This is a genomic window from Rhodopseudomonas sp. WA056 (assembly GCF_010906995.1).
GTDB lineage: Bacteria > Pseudomonadota > Alphaproteobacteria > Rhizobiales > Xanthobacteraceae > Rhodopseudomonas > Rhodopseudomonas palustris_G.
This window is the reverse complement of record NZ_QPFS01000062.1, coordinates 1-22,072: the sequence shown is the minus strand read 5'-3', so window position 1 is coordinate 22,072 and position 22,072 is coordinate 1. Positions and strand designations below refer to the sequence as shown.

At 66.3% G+C, this 22,072-nt stretch carries 21 protein-coding genes; 3 read left to right on the top strand and 18 right to left on the bottom strand.

Annotated elements, in window-relative coordinates:
• Positions 1–84: 84 nt before the first annotated feature.
• The 14 genes from DU475_RS13610 to murJ all read right to left on the bottom strand — a co-directional run bounded on the left by DU475_RS13610 (position 85) and on the right by murJ (position 13,283).
• Positions 85–504, bottom strand: coding sequence for a helix-turn-helix domain-containing protein (locus tag DU475_RS13610; RefSeq protein ID WP_047309128.1), 420 nt, complete (start codon positions 502–504; stop codon positions 85–87).
• A gap of 200 nt (positions 505–704) precedes the next feature.
• Entirely contained in the window at positions 705–2,315 is a 1,611-nt protein-coding gene (lnt, locus tag DU475_RS13605) for an apolipoprotein N-acyltransferase (protein ID WP_047309129.1), read from the bottom strand.
• A complete protein-coding gene (locus tag DU475_RS13600; RefSeq protein WP_142884005.1) occupies positions 2,312–3,451 on the bottom strand; it encodes a hemolysin family protein in 1,140 nt (379 codons plus the stop codon). The genes lnt and DU475_RS13600 overlap by 4 nt, the downstream gene beginning before the upstream one ends.
• A 1-nt stretch (position 3,452) precedes the next feature.
• Entirely contained in the window at positions 3,453–3,956 is a 504-nt protein-coding gene (gene ybeY / locus DU475_RS13595; RefSeq protein ID WP_013500019.1) for an rRNA maturation RNase YbeY, read from the bottom strand.
• Between the two features lie 67 nt (positions 3,957–4,023).
• Complete coding sequence (locus DU475_RS13590) at positions 4,024–5,019, bottom strand: PhoH family protein (protein WP_041806924.1); 996 nt, start codon at positions 5,017–5,019, stop codon at positions 4,024–4,026.
• A gap of 69 nt (positions 5,020–5,088) precedes the next feature.
• Positions 5,089–6,480, bottom strand: coding sequence for a tRNA (N6-isopentenyl adenosine(37)-C2)-methylthiotransferase MiaB (gene miaB, locus DU475_RS13585; RefSeq protein ID WP_164632435.1), 1,392 nt, complete (start codon positions 6,478–6,480; stop codon positions 5,089–5,091).
• Positions 6,481–6,597: 117 nt separating this feature from the next.
• A complete protein-coding gene (locus DU475_RS13580; RefSeq protein ID WP_013500016.1) occupies positions 6,598–7,257 on the bottom strand; it encodes an HAD family hydrolase in 660 nt (219 codons plus the stop codon).
• Positions 7,258–7,342: 85 nt separating this feature from the next.
• Positions 7,343–7,774, bottom strand: coding sequence for a Fur family transcriptional regulator (locus DU475_RS13575; protein ID WP_013500015.1), 432 nt, complete (start codon positions 7,772–7,774; stop codon positions 7,343–7,345).
• A 62-nt stretch (positions 7,775–7,836) separates the two neighbouring features.
• Positions 7,837–8,322, bottom strand: coding sequence for a ribosomal protein S18-alanine N-acetyltransferase (gene rimI / locus DU475_RS13570; protein ID WP_013500014.1), 486 nt, complete (start codon positions 8,320–8,322; stop codon positions 7,837–7,839).
• A gap of 52 nt (positions 8,323–8,374) precedes the next feature.
• Positions 8,375–9,070: a tRNA (adenosine(37)-N6)-threonylcarbamoyltransferase complex dimerization subunit type 1 TsaB gene (gene tsaB, locus DU475_RS13565; RefSeq protein ID WP_164632434.1), complete on the bottom strand. Its 696-nt coding sequence runs from the start codon at positions 9,068–9,070 to the stop codon at positions 8,375–8,377.
• A gap of 135 nt (positions 9,071–9,205) precedes the next feature.
• A complete protein-coding gene (locus DU475_RS13560) occupies positions 9,206–9,772 on the bottom strand; it encodes a NifU family protein (protein ID WP_013500012.1) in 567 nt (188 codons plus the stop codon).
• A 141-nt stretch (positions 9,773–9,913) separates the two neighbouring features.
• Entirely contained in the window at positions 9,914–10,408 is a 495-nt protein-coding gene (locus DU475_RS13555) for a universal stress protein (RefSeq protein WP_013500011.1), read from the bottom strand.
• 210 nt (positions 10,409–10,618) lie between these two features.
• On the bottom strand, positions 10,619–11,671 hold the full coding sequence (trpS, locus tag DU475_RS13550) for a tryptophan--tRNA ligase (RefSeq protein ID WP_164632433.1): 1,053 nt from the start codon (positions 11,669–11,671) through the stop codon (positions 10,619–10,621).
• Between the two features lie 55 nt (positions 11,672–11,726).
• The gene (gene murJ / locus DU475_RS13545; protein ID WP_164632432.1) at positions 11,727–13,283 is read right to left on the bottom strand and encodes a murein biosynthesis integral membrane protein MurJ; all 1,557 of its coding nucleotides are present in this window, start codon (positions 13,281–13,283) and stop codon (positions 11,727–11,729) included.
• A gap of 278 nt (positions 13,284–13,561) precedes the next feature.
• On the opposite strand from murJ, the gene DU475_RS13540 reads away from it, so the two are divergent.
• Positions 13,562–14,563, top strand: coding sequence for an adenosine kinase (locus DU475_RS13540; RefSeq protein ID WP_142884008.1), 1,002 nt, complete (start codon positions 13,562–13,564; stop codon positions 14,561–14,563).
• A 153-nt stretch (positions 14,564–14,716) separates the two neighbouring features.
• Here DU475_RS13540 and DU475_RS13535 read toward each other — a convergent pair whose 3' ends face one another.
• Together DU475_RS13535 and DU475_RS13530 are read right to left on the bottom strand one after the other, a co-directional pair.
• A complete protein-coding gene (locus tag DU475_RS13535) occupies positions 14,717–16,411 on the bottom strand; it encodes an AMP-binding protein (protein WP_164632431.1) in 1,695 nt (564 codons plus the stop codon).
• 132 nt (positions 16,412–16,543) lie between these two features.
• On the bottom strand, positions 16,544–17,731 hold the full coding sequence (locus DU475_RS13530; RefSeq protein WP_164632430.1) for a serine hydrolase domain-containing protein: 1,188 nt from the start codon (positions 17,729–17,731) through the stop codon (positions 16,544–16,546).
• Between the two features lie 244 nt (positions 17,732–17,975).
• On the opposite strand from DU475_RS13530, the gene DU475_RS13525 reads away from it, so the two are divergent.
• Positions 17,976–18,302 carry a hypothetical protein gene (locus tag DU475_RS13525; RefSeq protein WP_013500005.1) on the top strand — a complete coding sequence of 109 codons (327 nt, stop codon included), beginning with the start codon at positions 17,976–17,978 and terminating at the stop codon, positions 18,300–18,302.
• A 158-nt stretch (positions 18,303–18,460) separates the two neighbouring features.
• Entirely contained in the window at positions 18,461–19,954 is a 1,494-nt protein-coding gene (locus DU475_RS13520) for an NAD-dependent succinate-semialdehyde dehydrogenase (protein ID WP_164632429.1), read from the top strand.
• Positions 19,955–20,009: 55 nt separating this feature from the next.
• On the opposite strand, the gene DU475_RS13515 is transcribed toward DU475_RS13520, so the two are convergent.
• Positions 20,010–21,443: a DUF1254 domain-containing protein gene (locus DU475_RS13515; protein WP_164632428.1), complete on the bottom strand. Its 1,434-nt coding sequence runs from the start codon at positions 21,441–21,443 to the stop codon at positions 20,010–20,012.
• Positions 21,444–21,587: 144 nt separating this feature from the next.
• A partial coding sequence (locus tag DU475_RS13510; RefSeq protein ID WP_164632427.1) for an AprI/Inh family metalloprotease inhibitor occupies positions 21,588–22,072 on the bottom strand: 485 nt, incomplete at its 5' end.

Below are 22,072 nucleotides of genomic sequence, written 5' to 3'. Positions count from 1 at the left end.
GGGCCGCCGTCTTGTTCGACCGTGAACGAAAAACCGGCCCCGCTTATATCATGGCGGAGGCCGGCGCGATGGAAGGTCGGTCGATCAGTTGGTCTCGTCCGCTTCGCGCGCGGCGATCCGTTCGACGAGATCGACGATGCTGCGACGAAGCTTGGCATCGGTGATCTTGGTAAAGGCGCGGGTCAGCGCCAGACCTTCGGAAGTCGCGAGAAAATCGGACACGTATGAAGGCGACGGCGCCTCACTGAAGCCGCTACCGTTGGCGAGGCCGCCGCTCGGGCCGCCTTCGAACAAGAAGGATACCGGGACCTGCAGGACTTCAGCGATCTGCTGAATGCGGCTGGCGCCGACGCGGTTGGTCCCCTTCTCGTACTTTTGCACTTGCTGAAAAGTCAGACCCAGCGCTTCGCCGAGCTTCTCCTGACTCATGCCCAGCATGATGCGTCGCATGCGCACACGGCTGCCGACGTATTTGTCAACAGGATTGGGCGCTTTAGTCGACATCTCACTTACTCCTCAGGCACGTGCATACGCCAACAGTTAGCGTATGCGGGTTGGAATACGCCTCAAATATTGGAGTCGTCAAATGTCTTTGGAATCCGACGGGGATTCGGCGTTAATTTACGCCGAGGACAATTCGCGGCCTACAAGAGTGCGAATTTTCTCGAACTTAATCTCTGGTTGCGTTAACGGGCTGCGTATTATCACGAACCCGCCGGGCGCTTTCGTAATAGTACAAGCATCATCACTAACGCAACCAGCACGGCTGCAGGAAGTTCGCCCACCCGCGCATAGATCGTCGGAGCGATCGGCGCTGGCAGCCCCGAATCCAGCACCCCTTCGATACCGAGGCCGAGCTCCGCGACGATCCGTCCGACCGGATCGATCACCGCGGAAACGCCGGTGTTCGCTGCGCGAACCAACGGCAGACCTTGCTCGATCGCACGCATCCGCGCCTGCTGCAGATGCTGATACGGACCGCTGGAAATGCCGAACCAGCCGTCGTTCGTGAGATTCAGCATCCAGCCGGGACGAGGCGTGCCGACGCTGATCTCGTCGGGAAAGATCGCCTCGTAGCAGATCAGCGGCAGCACCGGCGGGGCGTTGGGCAGGTCGAGATTGTGACGCGCCACCCCGGATAAAAATCCGCCCTGCACCTTGGTGAGCTGAACGAAGCCGACCTTTTCCATCAGATTCTGGTACGGCAGAAATTCCCCGAATGGGACCAGATGCAGCTTGTCGTAGATCGACAGGATGCCGCCATCGTGATCGATCGCGTAGATCGAGTTGTAGGCGCGGGTAATCCGGCGCCCCGGCGGTAACTCGGGCGGGCGGACGGCGCCGGTCAGCAGCACCGTGCCTTTCGGCAGCAGATCGGCGATCTGCGCCATCGCGTCGGCTTCCCGCGACAGGAAGAACGGAAACGCCGATTCCGGCCAGATCAGCAACGAAACATCGCGCACGCCGGTGGATTTCGGTCCCGTCGAGCGATCCGACAGTGACAGATATTTCTGCATCACGTCCGCCTTGGCGGAGTAATTGAAGCGGGCATCCTGCGGCAGATTGGGCTGCATGATCCGCAGCCGGACATTGTCGACGAGTTGGGTTGGCGACAATTTGAGTCGAATGCCGCCATAAACCGTCATCGCCGCCAGCACGCACAGTGCGGCGACCGGAGCCGCCCAGCGCCGCCGGGCGTCGGGGCCTCCGTCGATCAGCACCGCGGGCGAGGCGAAGATCGCCACCGCCAGCAGGGTCAGTCCCCACAGGCCGATCAGCGAAATGCTCTGCGCCAGCGCCAGCGGTTCGGTCAGTGCGTAGCCGAACGCATTCCACGGAAAGCCGGTCAGCAGATGGCCGCGCAGCCACTCGCTGACCGTCAGGCCGAGGGCGAGCGACAGGATGCGTAAACCATCGGGGCGCCACAGCAGCCGCGCCACCGCGAAGCCGAGCGCGGTGAACAGCGCCAGATAGGCCGGCAGCCCGCAAACCGCGACCGGCAGCAGCCAGGCAAAGGTGTCGGCGTCGACCAGAAACGCGTAGCCGATCCAGTACAGGCCGGGCACGAAATAACCGAACCCGAACCACCACCCGGCCATCGCGGCCGCGGGGACGCCGCGCCGCCTGCCGGCCGCGGCGCCGTCGATCAGCCACACCACGACCGGGAAAGTGACGAACAGGATCGGCCAGGCGTTGAAGGGGGCCATCGCCAGCGACGACAGCGCCCCGGCGAGCAGCGCGATCACCGCACGCTTCCAGCCCCACGCCAGGATGATGCCCGAGGCGATCCGGCTCAGCACGCCCTGACGCATCACGGCGAGCCGGTTCCGTCGCCGGTCGGCGGGGTCGGGCCGGGGCTCTCGGTCGCCTGGGCGATCGAATCCGGCGCTGCCGCCTCGCGGCGGCGGCTGTCGCGCGATCGCGGCGCCGGGCGCTCCTTGCGCGGCCCAATCCGCAGCCGCTTCACCCGCCGCGGGTCGGCGTCGAGCACCTCGAACTCGAAATTGCCGGGACCGGCGATCACCTCGCCGCGCACCGGCAGCCGGCCGACGTGATTGACCAGATAGCCGCCGAGCGTCTCGACGTCCTCGCCTGCTTCGCCGGTGACGAACTGATCACCGATCATCGCACAGACGTCTTCGAGACTGGCCTTGGCATCGGCGATGAACGAGCCGTCGGCCTGACGGACGATCGCCGGCGGCTCGGTCGAGTCGTGCTCGTCGTCGATCTCGCCGACGATCTGTTCGACGATGTCCTCGATCGACACCAATCCGTCGGTGCCGCCGTATTCGTCGACGACCAGCGCCAGATGGATGCGCGCCGCCTGCATCTGTGCCAAGAGATCGATCGCCCGCATCGAAGGCGGCACGTACAGCAGCTTGCGGATGATGCCGGTTTCGGTCAGCGGCATCTTCAGATCGATGGCGCGCAGGTCCAGCCCGGCCGGCAGCGCCTTCTTGCGCTTGGCCACGGTCTCCGGCGGTACCTTGGCGTTGGCGGTCATGAACGCGACGAGGTCGCGGATGTGGACGATGCCGACCGGATCGTCGAGCGTCTCGTTGTACACCACGAGGCGCGAATGAGCGGCGTTCTGGAACAGGCTCAGCAATTCGCCGAGCTGGATGTCCTGCTTGATCGCCACGATGTCGGCACGGTGCACCATCACGTCGGCGATCCTGCGATCGTGCAGCCCGAGGATGTTGCGCAGCATGGTGCGCTCGAGTGTGGAGAAGCCGGTGTCGTCGGGCGGACTGGTGTCGAGCACCACCTGCAGATCGTCGCGCACCGAGCCGGGCTTCCAGCCGAACAGCGAACGGATCGCGCGGATCAGCCAGTTGCTGCCGTGCGGATTCAGCACCTCGCCCTGATGCACCACTGCGGGCAGTTGGCCGCGCGCAGTGTCCTGCAACGAGGGCTGCGAATCGGATGGGGCTCTGTCGCCGTCGGGCATGTCAGTTCACCCGATCCTGGCCGGCATAGGGGTCCGGAATCCCGAGCCGCGCGAGAATGGTCCGCTCGGCGTCTTCCATCTCGTCGGCTTGCTGATCGGTCTCGTGATCGTAGCCGACGAGATGCAGAAAGCCGTGCACGGCGAGGTGGCTGAGGTGATGACCGAACGGCTTGCCTTCGTCGTCGGCCTCGCGGCGGACGGTCTGATACGCGATCGCGATGTCACCGAGCATCCGCGGCGCGCCGTCCGGCTGTACTTCGGGCTGAGCCGCCGGAAACGACAGCACGTTGGTCGGCTTGTCCTTGCCGCGAAACGACGCGTTCAAAGCCCGGATGTGCTCGTCGTCGGTCAGCATCACCGCCAGCTCGGCGCCGCCGGTCCCGGCATCGATCGCTTCCGCGGCGGTTTCGATCGCACGCAGGACGACGGCTTCGGCCGAGGATTCGGCCTGCCAGCAATCGGCTTCGATCACGACTTCGGTGACAGGATGGGCGGTGCGGGTCATTGGAACGAAGTTACTGTCCAGGGTCGGCCCGTTGCAATCCGGGCGGCGCCCAGGCGGGGGTGCGACATCACGACTTACCATTCGCCGGCTTCTGCGGCGCTCCTTCATAGGCGGCGACGATCCGCGCCACCAGTTCGTGGCGGATCACGTCCTCGGCCCTGAACTCCACCTGGGCGATGCCCTCGACCCCGGACAACAGCCGCACCGCTTCGGACAGGCCGGAGGTCTGGCCGTTCGGCAGGTCGACCTGGCTGGGGTCGCCGGTGATGATCATCCGGCTGTTTTCGCCGAGCCGGGTGAGAAACATTTTCATCTGCATCGAGGTGGTGTTCTGCGCCTCGTCGAGGATGATCGCCGCGTTGGTCAGGGTGCGGCCGCGCATGAACGCCAGCGGCGCGATCTCGATCTCGCCGGATTGCAGCGCCCGTTCGACGATCCGCGCATCCATCAGATCGTACAGCGCGTCGTAGATCGGGCGCAGGTAGGGATCGACTTTTTCGCGCAGGTCGCCGGGCAGAAAGCCGAGTCGCTCGCCGGCCTCGACCGCCGGCCGCGACAGGATGATGCGGTCGACTTCCTTGCGTTCGAACAATTGCGCGGCCTGGGCGACCGCCAGCCAGGTCTTGCCGGTGCCGGCCGGGCCGATGCCGAACACCAGTTCGTGGCGCTTCAGGGCGCGGATGTAGGAGTCCTGCGCGGCGGTGCGCGCCCGCACCGGGCGTTTGCGCAGGTTGATCGCCTCGAACGCGGTGCCGGACGGCTGCTTGGTGTCGAATTCGAACAGCGAACCCTGGGCGATCACCGCGCGGATCGCGCCTTCGACGTCGCCCTGGGACAGGTCGTGGCCGGACACCGCCTGCGCATACAGCGTCTCCAGCACGCGCCGGGCGGCGTCGCAGCCTTCCCGCGAGCCGCCGATGGAGATGTGATTGCCGCGCGAATCCACCACCACGCCGAGCTTGCGCTCGATCTGAGCGAGGTTCTGGCCGTAGGGACCGACCAGGGCCGAGGCGGCGCGGTTGTCGTCGAAATCGATGACGACCTGGGTTTCGGGCGGGTTCAAGCTGTCGCGATCGGGTTTGCGGCGGGAAACGAGCGAGGACGATTCCGGTGCGCTTCTGACCAAGGGGGCTCAGGCTCCTGTGGCGGCCATCGCATCGGCCGGCCGGGAGGTTGCAGATGCGAGTTCGCCGAGCAGACTGTAGCGTTCGAGGCTGTCGACGCGGACCGGCAGCACCTGCCCGACGATGCTGTCGGGCGCCATCACGTGCGCCGGCTGAAGATAGGCGGTGCGGCCGACGATCTGGCCGGGCTTGCGGCCGGCGCGTTCGAACAGCACCTCCACGGTCCGTCCGATCGCGGCCTTGTTGAAGGCCGCTTGCTGCTGGTCGATCAATTGCTGGAGCCGCTCCAACCGCTCGTCCATGACCGCTGCGGGCACCATCTCCGGCATCTCCGCCGCGGGCGTGCCGGGCCGCGGCGAGTATTTGAACGAATACGCCCCAGCGTAGCCGATTTGTGCGACGAGCGCGAGAGTCGCCGAAAAATCCCGCTCGGTTTCGCCGGGGAACCCGACGATGAAGTCCGACGAGAACGCGATGGCGTCGGACGCGGCGCGGAACCGGTCGATCACCCGGCGATAATCGTCGGCGGTGTGCTTGCGGTTCATCGCCGCCAGGATGCGGTCGGAGCCGGATTGCACCGGCAGATGCACGAACGGCATCAGCGCCGGCAGATCGCGGTGCGCGATCAGAAGATCGTCGTCGACGTCGTTGGGATGGCTGGTCGAATAGCGCAGCCGGACGATGCCCGGGATCTCGGCGAGGCGCCGCACCAGGCGCCCCAGCGACCACGCGCCGCCGTCCGGCCCGTCGCCGTGATAGGCGTTGACGTTCTGGCCGATCAGCGTGACCTCGCGAACCCCATGGTCGGCGAGCCGCTGGACGTCCGCGATGATCGCCGCCACCGGGCGCGACATCTCGGTACCGCGAGTATAGGGCACCACGCAGAAGGTGCAGAATTTGTCGCAGCCTTCCTGGACCGTGACGAATGCCGAGATCCCGCGGGCGCGGATCGCGTCCGGTGCCGGCTGCGGCAGCACGCCGAATTTGTCGTCGATCGGGAACTCGGTCTCCAGCGCGCGGCCGTCGCGGTTCGCCCGCGCCAGCAGTTGCGGCAAGTTGTGATAGCTCTGCGGTCCGACCACGACGTCGACCACCGGCGCGCGGCGGATGATTTCTTCGCCTTCGGCTTGCGCCACGCACCCCGCGACCGCGATCTGCATCCGCCGGCCGTGGCTGGCGGCCTCGTCGCGCGCGACCCGCAGCCGGCCGAGTTCGGAATAGACCTTCTCGGACGCCTTCTCGCGGATGTGGCAGGTGTTCAGGATCACCAGGTCGGCGTCATCCACGTTCGCAGTCTCGACAAAGCCTTCCGGCGCCAGCGCGTCCACCATGCGCTGGGCATCGTAGACATTCATCTGACAGCCGTATGACTTGATGTGCAGCTTGCGCGGCGGAGACATCGTGTGCGGGAGCCCGGAACAAAAAACGCGCGTCTGGCGCGCGCTGCTGACTTATAGGCGAAACCCGCCGAAATCCAGCCGCGGCCGCCGATTTGCCGCGCCCGGCCCGCCCGAAGATCAGATTTCTTCAATGATTCTAGGCAATTGCCGCATGTCGGCAAAGCAGCGGTCGGCGCCGGCGGCGCGCAGGGCGGCTGCCGTGGCGCCGACGCAATGGCTGCCGCCGTGAAAACCGAGCACCGTCATGCCGGCCGCCTTGGCCCCCAGCACCCCCGGCACGCTGTCTTCGATCACCACGCAGCGTTCAGGCGGCGCCCCCATTCGGGCTGCGGCGAACAGAAACAGATCGGGCGCCGGCTTGCCGCGGGCGACCTGCTCGGCCGAGAACAGGTGCGGCGCGAATCGGGCGTGCAGGCCCGCATGGGTCAGCGCTACCCGGATGCGATCCAGCGTGCCGCTCGAGGCGACGCAGAACGGTCGTCCCAGGGCGTCGAGCGCAGCGGAGACGAACGGTATCGGCTGCAGCGTTTCGGCGAAGGCGCGGAGCAGTTCGTCGAGCAGATGGGTTTCGAGATCGTCGGCGAACGGACGGCCCAGCTCGGCTTCGATTTCACGCCGCGCTTCGCGCCCCGATCTGCCGAGGAAACGCGCCGCGACCTGATCGGGCGTGATCGGATAGCCGTAGCGGGTCAGGGTCTCGGCGTGAACGCGGCAGGAGATCAGCTCGCTGTCGACCAGCACGCCGTCGCAATCGAAGATGACGAGGTCGGGGGTCACGTCTGCGGCCGGCTGCGATTCGAACTAACAACGCCGCGAACCGGGCGGCTCGCGGCGGATCGATGGATGCAGGAGCTGCTGCGGCTCAGGACTTTTCGTCTTCCAGCGGTACGCAATACAGTTCGAGCCGATGATCGACCAGCTTGTAGCCGAGCCGCCGGGCGATCTCCGCCTGCAGCTTCTCGATCTCTTCGTTGGTGAACTCGATCACCTTGCCGTCGCGCAGGTTGATCAGATGATCGTGGTGGCTGTCGCGCATCTGTTCGTAGCGCGCACGTCCCTCACGGAAGTCGTGCCGCTCGATGATGCCGGCGTCCTCGAACAGCTTCACGGTGCGATACACCGTGGAGATCGAGATCTTGTCGTCGATCGCGACGCAGCGGGTGTACAGTTCCTCGACGTCGGGATGATCCTGCGAGTCCGCGAGGACACGTGCAATCACGCGGCGCTGCTCCGTCATGCGCATGCCGGTGGCGGCGCAGCGGGCTTCGATTTCAGTTGCCTTGGGTTCGGACATCGGCGTCAACGTGGTTGCGGGTGAATGACATTCTTAGGCATTGTTCTGCCACCGCAGGACGATCAGGACAAGTCGCGACGCATTATCATTGCGTTCAATTGTTCCCCGTTCGGCTGCCGGTAATAGCGTTCGCGCCGCCCCACCACCCGAAAGCCGGTACGATCGTAGAGTCGCCGCGCCGGCTGATTGTTTTCTTCCACTTCGAGAAACACTGTGGCGACGCCGCGGCCGGCGAGGTGGCCGAGGTGAGTTCGGAGCATTTCGCGCGACAGGCCGCGGCCGCGATAGGATGCGGCGATCGCGATCGACAGGATCTCGGCCTCGTCGGCGCCGATCCGCGAGGCGACGAAGCCGATGATTCGCCTGCCGACCCGGAGCCGGTGCACCAGCGTGTTACGCTCGCTCAAAAGGTCGGCGAATTCCTGCTCGTCCCAGCCGCGATGAAACGAGGCGGCATGAAGCTCTGCGAGCTTCGGCGCATCGCGTAGCGTCGCCTGCTCGACGACCGCATCGGCGTAACCCCAGAACTCGGCCAGCCACGTCATCATCGACCGCTCATATGGCGACGGCTCATGCGGAGACGGCTGTTGCGGCGGTGCATCATGCGGCGGGCTGCGCCGATTGCGCGATCGGGTCGAGCTTCGGTTTGGCGTCGGGTGGCCGCAGATAGAACGGCTTGGCAGGCGCGGCTTCCGGTGTTGCGGCCGCACCGAGCCAGGCCAGCCAGCCGATATCCGGCGCGGGCCGCTGATCGACTGCGAGCGGCGGCGGCGTCATGGCGGGCCAGCGCTCGGCGACGAGCTGCGCGGCGTTGCCGACCAGTCGCGGCGCGCCGTAACGCGCCGCTTCCAGCGTTTCGGCAATCGGCGCCACTCGCGGCCGCACGATCATCGTGCCGTTGCCGGCGACGAGTTGATAGTAGACGTGGTCGTGCCGGGCGTCGATCACCGACAGGATCGGGGTGTCGTCGGTCTCGCTCACCAGCGGCGCCGCGAAGGCCGACAGCGTCGTCAGTCCGACGACCGGCTTGGCAGCGGCCAGCGCGATCCCGCGCGCGGCCGACAGGCCGACGCGGAGCCCCGTGAAACTACCAGGTCCGGTGGTCACCGCGATGCGGTCGATATCGAGAAAGCCGATCCCGGAGGCGTCCATCACCCGGCCGAGCAGCGGCATCAAGGCCTCGGCATGACCGCGCTGCATCGCCTGCGATTCGCCGGCCAGCAGCCGGTTGGCCTCGGTGTCCAGCACCGCGGCTGCGCAGGCGTCGAGAGCGGTGTCGATGGCGAGGATCAGCATCCGGCTAACATATCAGCAATGCGACAGTTGCGTCATGTCCCGGTCGGATCGATCGACAACTATTCGGATGGGCGGCATGGCGCGGTGCGTCATGCCTGTTTGTCGGGCTTGCCTAGCGCTACGGCAATCGCTGGCTCAGGCCAGCGGACGGACCTCGACCACTTCGGGGACGAAGTGCTTCAGCAGGTTCTGGATGCCGTGCTGCAAGGTCGCGGTCGACGACGGGCAGCCGGCGCAGGCGCCGCGCATGTTGAGATAGACGATGCCGTCCTTGAAGCCGCGGAAGGTGATGTCGCCGCCGTCATTGGCGACCGCAGGACGCACCCGCGTTTCGATCAGATCCTTGATGATCTCGACCGTCTCGGCGTCGCCCTCGGCGTAGAACTCGTCGTCGTCGCCGTCGTCACCGTCCGACTTGCCGTCGGCCAGGATCGGCGCACCCGACATGTAGTGCTCCATGATGGCGCCGAGGATCGCCGGCTTGAGGTGCTGCCACTCGCCCCTGTCCTTGGTGACGGTCACGAAGTCGGCGCCGTAGAACACGCCACTGACGCCGTCGATGTCGAACAGCCGCGCCGCCAGCGGCGAACGCGCCGCCTGGGCCGCATCGGTGAATTCCAGCGTGCCGCTGTCGAGCACGCTGCGGCCGGGAATGAACTTGAGCGTGGCCGGATTGGGGGTCGGTTCGGTCTGAATGAACATCGCATGTCTCCGTCGTCGCCGGTTCAAGGCCGGTGCGTAGGGTGTGTCCTAGCAAATAGCTCCCGGAAACGCACGGTCAACCCGCGGGCGCCTCCGGAAGGTGTCGAAAGTCGCTGACAACGCTCACGTTTTCGGGGGCGCTCAGGCGAGCGCGTCGATGTCGTCGTCGGTCAGGTTGGAGGCGACCATCATCACCGGCACCGGAAACGTGCCGAGATGACGGACCATTGCCGAGACGATCGGGCCGGGGCCATCCGGCCCGTCGTCCGCCGCCAGCACCAGCATCACGATGTCGACGTCCTGCTCGATCGCCTCGCGGACCTGGCCGATGGTGTCGCCCTCGCGGATCACCCGCTCCGGCGTAATCCCGGCGACGCCGTTGGCGCGGCCCGAGGCGCGGTCGAGCGCGAGCTCGGCGGTCTCGATCGCTTCGGCGCGCATCACGTCGGCGACGCCGAGCCATTGCTGGTTCTTGTCGAGAATCTCGATCACCCGCAGCATCACCACGCCGCCGCCGACCCGCACCGCCCAGCGGCTGCCGTAGTACACCGCGCGATCCCACTCGGCGGTGTCGTCGACGATCACCAGGCATTTCGGCTTGTGGCCGGATTCGTAGCTCCGTCGCTGGCTGCTCATGGTTGCCCCCGGAGTTCCCCAAGCGCGCGCTCGCGCACCGACGCGATGCTGCCATGGCGACAGCGGGAAGGACAAGGGCAGGCCCTCCAAGGGCAAGCCTCATGATGAGGAGCGCAGCGAAGCTGCGCGTCTCGAACCATGGCGATACAAGCTCGTCGTTCGAGACGCCCGGCTGCGCCGGGCTCCTCACGACGAGGGCTGGGACCGATATCAGCCCTTCTTGCGCACCATTCCCATGATGTCCTTCACGGCCACCATGGTTTCGCCGGCGATCGCACGGGCGCGGTCGCTGCCGTCGGCGAGCACCGAGTCGACATACGCATGGTCGGCAGAAAGCCGCTTCATCTCCCCGGCGATCGGCGACAGCTTGGCGACGGCGAGATCGACCAGGTTGGATTTGAATGCGGAGAACTGTGCGCCGCCGAACTCGGTCAGCACCTCGGCCTTCGGCTTGCCGGCGAGCGCGGCGTAGATGCCGACCAGATTGTCGGCTTCGGGTCGCGGCTCCAGCCCCTTTTCTTCGCTCGGCAGCGGCTCCGGATCGGTCTTGGCCTTCCTGATCTTCTGCGCGATCGCGTCGGCGTCGTCGGTGAGGTTGATGCGCGAGTAATCCGACGGATCCGACTTCGACATCTTCTTGGTGCCGTCGCGCAGGCTCATCACCCGCGTCGCCGGGCCGGTGATCACCGGCTCGGGCAGCGGGAAGTAGCCGTCGCCGAAGCCCTGCGCGGCGATCGAGGCTGCGAAGTCGTTGTTGAACTTCTGGGCGATGTCGCGGGTCAGTTCGACGTGCTGCTTCTGATCCTCGCCGACCGGAACATGGGTGGCGCGATACACCAGAATGTCGGCGGCCATCAGCACCGGATAGTCGTACAGACCGACCGAGACGTTCTCGCGATCCTTGCCGGCCTTCTCCTTGAACTGGGTCATGCGGTTCAGCCAGCCGAGCCGCGCGATGCAGTTCAGCACCCAGGCCAGCTCGGAATGTTCCGCGACCTGGCTCTGGTTGAAGATGATCTGCTTCTTCGGGTCGATGCCCGATGCGATGAACGCCGCTGTCACTTCGCGGATGTTCTTGCGCAGCTCGTCCGGTCCGCCCCAGACCGTCACCGGGACGGTGATCGCGTGCAGATCGACGACGCAGTAAACGCAGTTGTGCGTCTCCTGCATCTTCACGAAGTTCACGATCGCGCCGAGGTAGTTGCCGAGATGCAGGTTGCCGGTCGGCTGGATGCCGGAGAATACCCGCTGCGTGATGGCCATGATCGTGATTCCCGCGCTTGGTCTGGAAAAGGCGCCGTGAAGTGGCACAGCTCCGCTAGTCGCGCAAGCCGCGCGGCCGCCGCAGTGCGCGCAGCGCCGCATTCGGCCGGACCACCCCGAGCAGGATCAATGCGGCCGCATAGACCGTCACGCCGCCGCCGACCAGGACCGCCAGCACAGCGGCTTGGACCAAAGTGGAGCCCGCGACCGCGATCGGCAGCACGAAACCGGAGGCCTGCCACAGCAGGGCGCCCATCGCACCGGCGGCGAGCACGATCAGCATCAGCCGGCGCTGTGCCGGCGCATCGATGGTGACGCCGAAGCGCCGCACGCCGCGCCCCAGCAGCAGGGCTGCATTGCTCCAGGCGCCGAGACTGATCGCGGCCGCAACCCCGGAAGCCCCGAACAGCCGCCCGAGCACCACCGCGGCGGCGAGCGCCACAGTCACCGAAATCAGGGTCGCCATCAGCGGGGTGTGGGTATCTTCGCGGGCGAAGAACGCGGCCGACCAGTTCTTCGCCAGCACCTGCGCCGGCAGGCCGATCGCCAGCACCGCCAGCGCCTGGGCGGTCGCAGCCGAATCCGCGGCGCTGAACGCCCCGTGCTCGAACAACAGCCGCACGGTCGGCTCGGCCAGCACGATCAGTCCGAAAGTCGCAGGCAGCGCCACCCCGACCGCCAGTTCCAGCCCGCGCGAGGCGGCGTCCGACAGCGCGGTCCGATCGCCGCGGCGCACCGCCCGCGCCAGTTCGGGAACCAGTACGGCACCCATCGCAACGCCGACGATGCCGAGCGGCAGCTCGATCAGCCGGTTGGCGAAGTACAGCCATGACACCGCCGCCGGCTGCGCAGAAGCGATGATCGCACCGGCGACGATCAGGAGCTGCGGCCCGGAATTGGCGATCATGCCGGGGATCGCCTTGGCAAAGAACGTCCGCATCGCTGCGTCGAAGCCGGCGCGCAGCGGCGACGCCAACCGCTCGCCGCGGCCGTTGAACGCCAGAATCGAGAGCTGCAACAGGCCGGCGACGCCGACGGTACCGGATAGGATCAGCGCTGCGGTGGCGGGATCGTCGTGTCCGATCAGCAGCGCGGCGGTGACGACGATCAGCGACACGTTGAACAGGAGCGGGGAGAACGCCGTGAGGCCGACTCTGCCTTGCGCGTTGAACAATCCCATCATCACCGCGACCGGACCGGCGAAGGCCAGATAAGGCAGCATCAGCCGGGCATCGCGGGTCGCCATCAGCAGCGCCGGCTGGCCGACGAAGCCCGGTGCCAGCATGGCGATCAGCAGCGGCATGAACACCCCGAGCAGGATCGCCAGCAGCAGGGTCGCGAGCGCAATGGTGCCGAGCAGTCGCCCGGCGAACGCTGCGGCCGCGGCCGCGCCGTTGTGTTCGCGGACTTTCAGCCAGGCCGGCACCAGCGCGGCGTTGAGCGCGCCTTCGGTGAGTAGCCGCCGCGTCACATTGACGAGCTGAAATGCCAGCAGGAACGCATCCGCCACCACGCCGGCGCCGAGCAACGCCGCGACCAGCGCGTCGCGAACGAATCCCAACAAACGTGATGACAAAGTCCCTGCGGAGACGGTGAGCAGTGGGCGAAGCATGTGCCGGGTTATAGCCCGGTTGAGCGCTCAAGCGCCTGGGCCGATTAGCTTTTGATCCATGTGGTAAAGAGGCCCCTGACCGGCGGCCGCGCCGCTTCGTCGATCGGGCCCAGCGCTGCGGGCAAACCCGGATGTCCCGCTGATCCGGGCCGGTCCGCTTGCCGCTGCCGACCCGAACATGATAGGTCGGCGCGCCTTTCGCGCGGCCGGCGATGCACCGGTCCGACCCGCACAATCGCGGGATTTTCCTCATTCCTCCCCGCTATGGATCGAACTCGATGAGCTCAGCCCAATACGACGTCCTCGCCATCGGCAACGCGATCTTCGACGTGCTGGTCCGCACCGAAGAGGACTTCCTGGTCAAGCACGGCATGGCCAAGGGCGGCATGGCGCTGATCGACGAAGCCCGCGCCGCGGCGATCTATGCCGACATGGGCCAGGCCACCGAAATGTCCGGCGGCTCGGCCGCCAACACCATCGTCGGGCTGGCTTCGTTCGGCGCCCGCACCGCCTATCTCGGCAAGGTCAAGGACGACCAGATCGGCAAGCTCTACAGCCACGACATCCGCGCCGCGGGCGTCACCTTCGACACCAAGCCGGCGACCGCCGGCCCGGCGACCGGCTGCTCCTACATCCTGGTGACGCCGGACGGCCAGCGCACCATGAACACCTATCTCGGCGCCGCGCAGGATCTGTCGCCGGCCGATATCGACGAGGCCAAGATCGCGGCGTCGGCGATCATCTATCTCGAAGGCTATCTGTGGGATCCGCCGCAGGCCAAGGAAGCGTTCCTGAAGGCCTCCAAGATCGCCCATGGCGCCGGCCGCAAGGTGGCGCTGACGCTGTCGGATGCGTTCTGCGTCGACCGCTATCGCGGCGAATTCCTCGAGCTGATGCGCTCCAAGACCGTCGACCTGATCTTCGCCAACGAGGCCGAGCTGCATTCGCTGTATCAGACCTCTGATTTCGACGCGGCGCTGACCCAACTTGCCCAGGACGTCGCGCTCGGGGTCGTCACCCGCAGCGAAAAGGGCTGCGCGGTGGTCGACAAGGACGGCGTCACCCTGGTGCCGGCGGCGTCGATCGAAAAGCTGGTCGATACCACCGGCGCCGGCGACCTGTTCGCAGCGGGCTTCCTGTTCGGCCTGGTCCGCGATCTCGGCTACGAAAACGCCGGCCGCCTCGGTGCGCTGGCGGCGGCCGAAGTGATCCAGCACATCGGCGCCCGCCCGCAGGTGTCGCTGAAGGAACTGGCGCAGCAGCACGGGCTGCCGGTGTAAGAACTCTCCCCGAGTCATTCCGGGGCGCGAACGAAGTTCGCGAACCCGGAATCTCCTGCTTGTCGCACCGCCGTCTCGCAGAACATGTCTGGATTCCGGGTCTGCGCGCTGTCGCGCGCATCCCGGAATGACGTCGTTACTTGCAACGACAGATCACGCCGTCTTCGCGGCCTTCAGGCCGAGCTTGGCCTCGACCTTCTCGCGCATGATGAACTTCTGGATCTTGCCGGTCACCGTCATCGGGAACTCGTCGACGAATTCGATGTAGCGCGGGATCTTGTTGTGGGCGATCTGGCCCTGGCAGAACGCGCGGACGTCGTCGGCGGTCAGGCTTTCGCCGGGACGCGGGCGGACCCAGGCGCAGAGTTCTTCGCCGTAGCGGTCGTCGGCGACGCCGAAGATCTGGACGTCCTGGATCTTCGGGTGGCGATACAGGAATTCCTCGATCTCGCGCGGATACAGGTTTTCGCCGCCGCGGATCACCATGTCCTTAATACGGCCGACGATGTTGCAGAAGCCTTCGTCGTCGATGGTGGCGAGGTCGCCGGTGTGCATCCAGCCGGCGGCATCGAGCACGTCGGCGGTCTTCTCCGGCTCGTCCCAATAGCCCAGCATCACGCTGTAGCCACGGGTGCAGAGTTCGCCGCGGGTGCCGCGCGGCACGATCTTGCCGTCGAGATCGACCACCTTCACCTCGACATGCGGATGGATACGGCCGACGGTCGACACCCGCCGGTCTTCCGGATCGTCGACCGCGCTCTGGAAGCTGACCGGGCTGGTCTCGGTCATGCCGTAGGCGATCGTGACTTCGCGCATGTTCATAGCATCGTTGACCCGGCGCATCACTTCGACCGGGCACGGCGCGCCCGCCATGATGCCGGTGCGCAGCGACGACAGATCGAAGCCGGCGAATTCCGGATGATCGAGTTCGGCGATGAACATCGTCGGCACGCCGTACAGTGCGGTGCATTTCTCGCGCGACGCGGTCTGGAGCGTCACCAGCGGATCGAAGCCTTCGCCGGGATACACCATGGCGGCGCCACAGGTGACCGAGGCGAGGTTGCCCATCACCATGCCGAAGCAGTGATACAGCGGCACCGGAATGCAGATCCGGTCCTGTTCGGTCAGCTTCATCGCGCGACCGACGAAGTAACCGTTGTTGAGGATGTTGTGGTGCGTCAGCGTCACGCCCTTGGGCGAACCGGTGGTGCCGCTGGTGAACTGGATGTTGACCGCATCGTCGAACTGAAGCTCGCTTGCGAAGGCGGCGATCTGGTCGCGATGCCGCGCGCCGCCCATCGTGGCGACTTCGTCGAACGCGATCGTGCCGGGGCACTTCGGCCCGCCGATCTGGATCACGCTACGCAGCTTCGGCAGCTTGGCCGATTGCAGCGCGCCCGGCGACGAGGTCGCCAGCTCCGGGATCAGCGTGTTGAGCATCTCCATGTAGTGCGAGGTCTTGAACGCGGTGGCGGTCACCAGCGCGGCGCAGCCGACCTTGGCGAGCGCAAATTCCAGTTCGCTCAGGCGATAGGCCGGATTGATGGTGACCAGGATCAGTCCCGCTTTGGCGGCGGCGAACTGCGTCAGCGTCCATTCCGGCCGGTTCATCGACCAGATGCCGATGCGGGCGCCGCGCTCGAGGCCGAGCGCGACGAAGCCGGCCGCCAGCGCATCCACCCGCGCGGCGAAGTCGCGCCAGGTCCAGCGGGTGTCATGGCTGGGTGAAACCAGCGCTTCGCGATCCGGCCACAGCGCCACCGCGCGGTCGAGTGCCTGGCCGATGGTGATGCCGAACAGCGGCGCGTCGGAGACGCCGCAGACATAGCTGGGGGTCGAGCTGATCACGTCCTTGGTCCTCGCCTGTATGCCCGGACAGTCTTGCGCGCCGGGTCGTCGTCGTGCGGGCTTGTCGCCTCTTTCACGAAGCATAGCGCCGCCGGCGAGGCATTGCGACCCCGCCGGCGGCGCGAGAGCCTGTCAGGCCGCCTGTTGTCCGGCGCCGAGGCCGGCATAGACTCCGCGTTCGAAAGCGGCGAACGCCTCCAGGCACTTGGCGTCGGCGAACGGCAAGACCTGCATCAGGATCACGCCGCAGACGTCGCGGGTCGGATCGATCCAGTAATAGGTATTGGCGAGCCCGGCCCAAGCGAGGCTGCCGGGGCTGCGGCCTTCCGGCGTCTTCTCGGTGTTGATCAGGAAGCTGAGGCCCCACTTCTTGGTCATGCCGGGATAGAGGTCGACGTCGTTGGTGGCGAAGGCGATTGCCGAGTTCAGCTTGGTGACGTTGAGATCGCCGATGTGGTTCTGGCCCATCATCGCCACGGTCTCCGGCTTCAGCACCTGGTTGCCGTTGCCACGGCCCTTGTTGAGGATCATCTGCGTGAACTTCAGATAGTCCGCCGCGGTGCCGTAAAGGCCGCCGCCACCCATGTGGAATTCCGGCTCCTGCGCGACCTCGAACGGGATCGGCGACAGCGATCCATCCTCGCCGCGGGCATGCACCGCGACCAGCCGCTTCCGCTGGTCGTCGGTGATCTTGAAGCCGATGTCGGTCATGCCGAGCGGCGCAAACAAATGATCGCGCAAATACGCGTCGAGCTTCATGCCGCTGGCGGCCTCGACCGCCTTGCCTGCGAAGTCGATGTTGATGCCGTACTCCCACCGCGTGCCCGGATCGGAGGCGAGCGGCGTCTTCAGCGCGGCTTCCTGGCAGCCGATGATGCCGGGGATGCCGTGCCGCTCCATGTACTTCACCATGTCGGCGTTCCACATGTCGTAGCAGAAGCCGGCGGTATGGGTGAGCAATTGCCGCAACGTGATCGGAGACTTGGCGGGCCGTGTCTTCGGCGTGCCGTCGGCGTCGAAGCCGTCGAGCACCAGCGGATCGGCGAGATCCGGCAGCACTTTGCCGATCGGCTCATCGAGCGACAGCTTGCCCTGCTCGACAAGCTGCATCGCCGCCGCGGCGGTGATCGCTTTGGTCATCGACGCGATCCAGAACACGCTGTCGGTGGTCATCGCCGGTGGTTTCGACAGATCACGCTTGCCGAATGCGCCCTGATACAACACGTCCTGCGCATTGCCGGCGATCGCCACGACGCCGGGAATGGCGCCGTTCTCGCTCATCTGCCGCAAGCTCTGATCGATCTGGCCGCTGCTCTGCATCGTCGTCCTCCCTTGTTTGATTGGTAGTTTCTGAAAGCGGGCGGATTGTTCACCGGCACGCTGCGCCCGGCAAGCGATATGGCGGCCGGGCGACAAAGTCTCGCATTGGTGCGAGCCCCCAGCGACAAAAAGGCCGGGAACGAACGGTATGGCGTGGCGTTCACAAAGTCGCCGCAGTGTTGAACCTCGCGGCGGCAGCAAACGTCCAATTCAACGTTGCGACGCCCCCGCCCGGAGCACCGAGATGATCCCGACCTGGAGTGACTGGAAACGCTATCCGCAGCCCGGCCGCGGCGGCAATATCGAGGCGCCGATCAGTCCCGGGATTTATGAGGTGCGTTACGCGCAGACCGGCGCGCTGTACGGGTTCGAGGCGGTCGACAATCTCGCGGTCGCGCTGGCGCAACTTCCGGTGAGGTCTCGGGCGGGGTCGTGGTTCGGCCGCCGCGCCGCACAACCGTTCCCCGAGCTCGAATACCGGGTCTGCGCCACCGCCTCCCGGGCCCATGCCCGCACCGCGGCCGACCGGATGATCAATCTGCGCAGCACCTGGATCGCAGGCGCGGCCTGATCGTGCGCGGCGAGGGCGTGATTTGCGCCGCAGCGCGGTGACACGAAGGACACGATACCCGGCCTGCGCTATGCGCCGCGCGATCTTTGCCTATATTGACCGGCGACAGGGGCCATCGCGGCCCCGCCTGCAATCCACCTGCAATGCCGGAGCATCCGATGTCCCCCACCGCCGCCACCCGCACCGCCGATCGAGCCGCCTCGCTGCGCGACCGTCTGAAGGATCCGTCGCTGCTGCGCGAGCAATGCTTCATCGACGGCGCCTGGTCGGGCACCGCGACGATCGCGGTGACCAATCCGGCGAGCGGGCAGACGATCGCCAGGGTGCCGCATCTCGGCGCCGCGGAAGCCACCCAGGCCGTCGAGGCCGCCGCGCAGGCGTTCCCGGCCTGGGCCAAGCTCACCGCCAAGCAGCGCTCCAATATCTTGCGCAAATGGTTCGAGCTGATCATCGCCAACCGCGAGGATCTGGCGCTGATCCTGACCTCCGAACAGGGCAAGCCGCTCACTGAAGCACTCGGCGAGGTCGATATCGGCGCCGCCTATGTCGAGTTCTTCGCCGAAGAGGCTCGGCGGGTTTACGGCGAAACCATCCCGACCCAGCGCCCCGATGCCCGGCTGATCGCCATCAAGCAGCCGATCGGCGTCTGCGGTGCGATCACGCCGTGGAATTTCCCGAGCTCGATGATCACCCGCAAGGTTTCGCCGGCGCTGGCGGCGGGATGCACCGTGGTGCTGAAGCCGGCCGAAGAGACGCCGCTGAGCGCCTTCGCGCTGGCTGCGCTGGCCGAGAAGGCCGGGGTGCCGAAGGGCGTGTTCAACGTCCTCACCGGCGATGCGCCGGAAATCGGCAAGGTGCTGTGCGAGCATCCGGCGGTGCGATTCGTCGGCTTCACCGGCTCCACGGAAGTCGGCAAGATCCTCTACAAGCAGGCGTCGGTCGGGGTGAAGAAGCTCGGATTGGAGCTCGGCGGTAACGCGCCGTTCATCGTATTCGACGATGCCGACGTCGACGCCGCGGTCGAAGGCGCGATGGTGTCGAAATATCGCAACATGGGCCAGACCTGCGTCTGCGCCAATCGGCTGTACGTGCAGGACGGCGTCTACGACGCGTTCGTCGACGAGCTCGCCGCCAAGGTCAAGGCGATGAAGGTCGGCGACGGCACCGAGCAGGGCGTCACCCAAGGGCCGCTGATCAATGAGGCCGCCGTCGAGAAGACCGAGCGGCACATTGCCGATGCGCTGTCGAGCGGCGCCAAGGTGATCACCGGCGGCAAACGTCATCCGCTCGGCGGCACCTTCTTCGAGCCGACCGTGCTGGCCGATGTGCGGCCCGACGCCCTGGTGGCGCATGAAGAAACCTTCGGCCCGCTGGCGCCGGTGTTCCGCTTCAAGGACGAAGCGGAAGTGATCAAACTCGCCAATGCCTCGCCGTTCGGCCTCGCCAGCTACTTCTACGCCCGTGACCTCGGCCGGGTGTGGCGCGTCGCCGAAGCGCTCGAAAGCGGCATGGTCGGCGTCAACACCGGCCTCATCACCACCGAAGTCGCTCCGTTCGGCGGCGTCAAGGAGAGCGGCCTCGGTCGCGAAGGCTCGCATCACGGCATCGAGGAATATGTCGAGATCAAATACGTGATGATGGCGGGGATCTGAGAGGCGACTTGGTCGAACGACGGCGCGCCGGATGACGCGCCGTCATTCGGCCTCGCTACTGGCCGAGCGGGATCGGCGGCTGCACCCGCGTCACCGCCGGCGGCGCCCAGCGGCCGGTCAGCGCTTCCTGCTTCGGTGCATACATTCGCATCGTCAGCGTGAACGGCCCCTTCGGGGCCGGCAGCCAGTTCGATTCGTGCTCAGTGCCGGGGCTGGCGTTCTGGATCAAGAGGTCGAGCGAGCCGTCGGCGTTGTGCTTCAGCGGCATCCAGCTACTCAGCGCCTGGCGCTGCAGCGGGTTGGGGACGGGGAAGCCGTCGGGATCGTACAGCGTCAGCGACCAGAACGCATCGACCGGCGGCGTCGCGCCTTTGCCGAAATGCAGCACGTAGTTGCTGGTGCCGTCGAGCGGCTTGCCGGCGTCGTCGACGAAGTTGACCGGATAGATCGCATCCTCCGGCACGTTGGCGCCGAGCCCGAACTGGGCGACGATCGCGCGCTTCAGGTAGTAATTGCCGTACACCCCCATGGTGTCGATGTTCATGCTCCAGCCGTTCACGACCCGGGCCATGGTCGGCATCTTCCAGCTCATCAGCTTCAAGGCTTCGCCCGGCGCCGCGGCGAATGCCTTGCGCACATGGGGCGCGGCCTTGCCGAGATCGAAGCTCTTGCCCGGCTCCAGCCCGATCCGGCGCAGCCGCGCGATGATCGGCTGGTCGGTCAGATGCGGCGGATGCTGCTTGAGCAGCTCGGCCGCATAGGCGAAGAACTGGCCGGCCGGCATGGTGTCGACCTGCAGCTTCGGCGGCGTCTTCATGTCGATTGCGGGATCGGGCACAAAAGCCGCGGGGGGTGCCGGCGCCTTGCCCGATTGCGACAGCGGGGTCGCAGTGTAGCCGGCCTGGATCTGGTGCACCGCTGCGTAGTCCGCCGGCCCGTCGGTCTTGGTGCGGCCGATGATCCAGACGATCGGCGTCGGCGCCTCGATCTGCTGCATCCCGGACGGCACCGTGCCGCTCCAGCCGGGAGCCGTGATCAGGAATTTCTGCGCCAGGGTGCCGGTGGTACGCCAGCCCGGCGAGGCGAACACGTCGGTCCACATGTCCAGCATCGGCAGCAGATAGTAGCGGCCGTTCGTGTCGGGCGCTGTCACCACCATCGGCTCGCGCGACAGATCGAGCCAGGCGATCGAATACAGCGTGTCGAAATTCGGCCGCACGATCGTCTTGAAATCGGCCGGCGGATAGGCCGGAACGCTGACGAAGCTGTTCATCGGCCCTTTGCCGAACTCCTTGCCGGCCTCGACATTGGTCGATTGCTTGCGGGTGAGGTCCATCGTCACCAGCGGATAGAAATACAGGTAAGCGTCGATTCCGAGGCTGAGCGCCTCTTCGTCGGAGACCGGCGCCGGCTCGCTTCGCACGGGCGCCGTCATCAGCAGCAGCGCGGCCGTTGCGGCCGCCGACATCGCCTTCAACCACCCAACCATGGTGCCGTCCTCCCTCGACGTATCGCAGATTGCGTAGGAGGGCAGGATGCTGAGTTCGGCCGGCGCCGAGCTATGACGCATGTCAAACCGCTGGTCGCGGCGGCGCTGCCGGTCGAGATAAACAGTGCTGGTAGTACTACGAGGTTATTGCCGCAGCATGATCAGCGGATCGGCGCTGTCGGGCATTCTGCGCCATTGCGCATTGTCGTCGGCCTCGAACCGCCAGGTGGTGCCGTTCGGCGCGATCAGCAACATCGCGCCGTGCTCCAGCCGCCACATCGTCGGACCGAAGCCGGCGACTAGCGGATCGCAGCGCGGCTTCAGGAACGCCTGGAAGTTGTCGGTGCCGGCCTCGGTGTTGGTCAGCGTCAGGGCGCAGATCTGGCGGCCGTTGCCGCGCACCATGGTCCAGTCGCCGATCATCTGGTCCATCGATTTGGCGAGCGAGCGGGCGGCGACCAGATTCTGCAGGATGTAGATCCCCTCGCCGTTGCGGTGGCCTTCGAAAATCCCGCTCTCGACCTCGGTGAGATCGATCACCGGCTCGCCGTCCGCGGTTTGCAGCCGGACGATGTCGAGGCCCTTGACGTCCCAGGCCGCGATCTCCTTGGTGAACGGCAGGGTCTTGG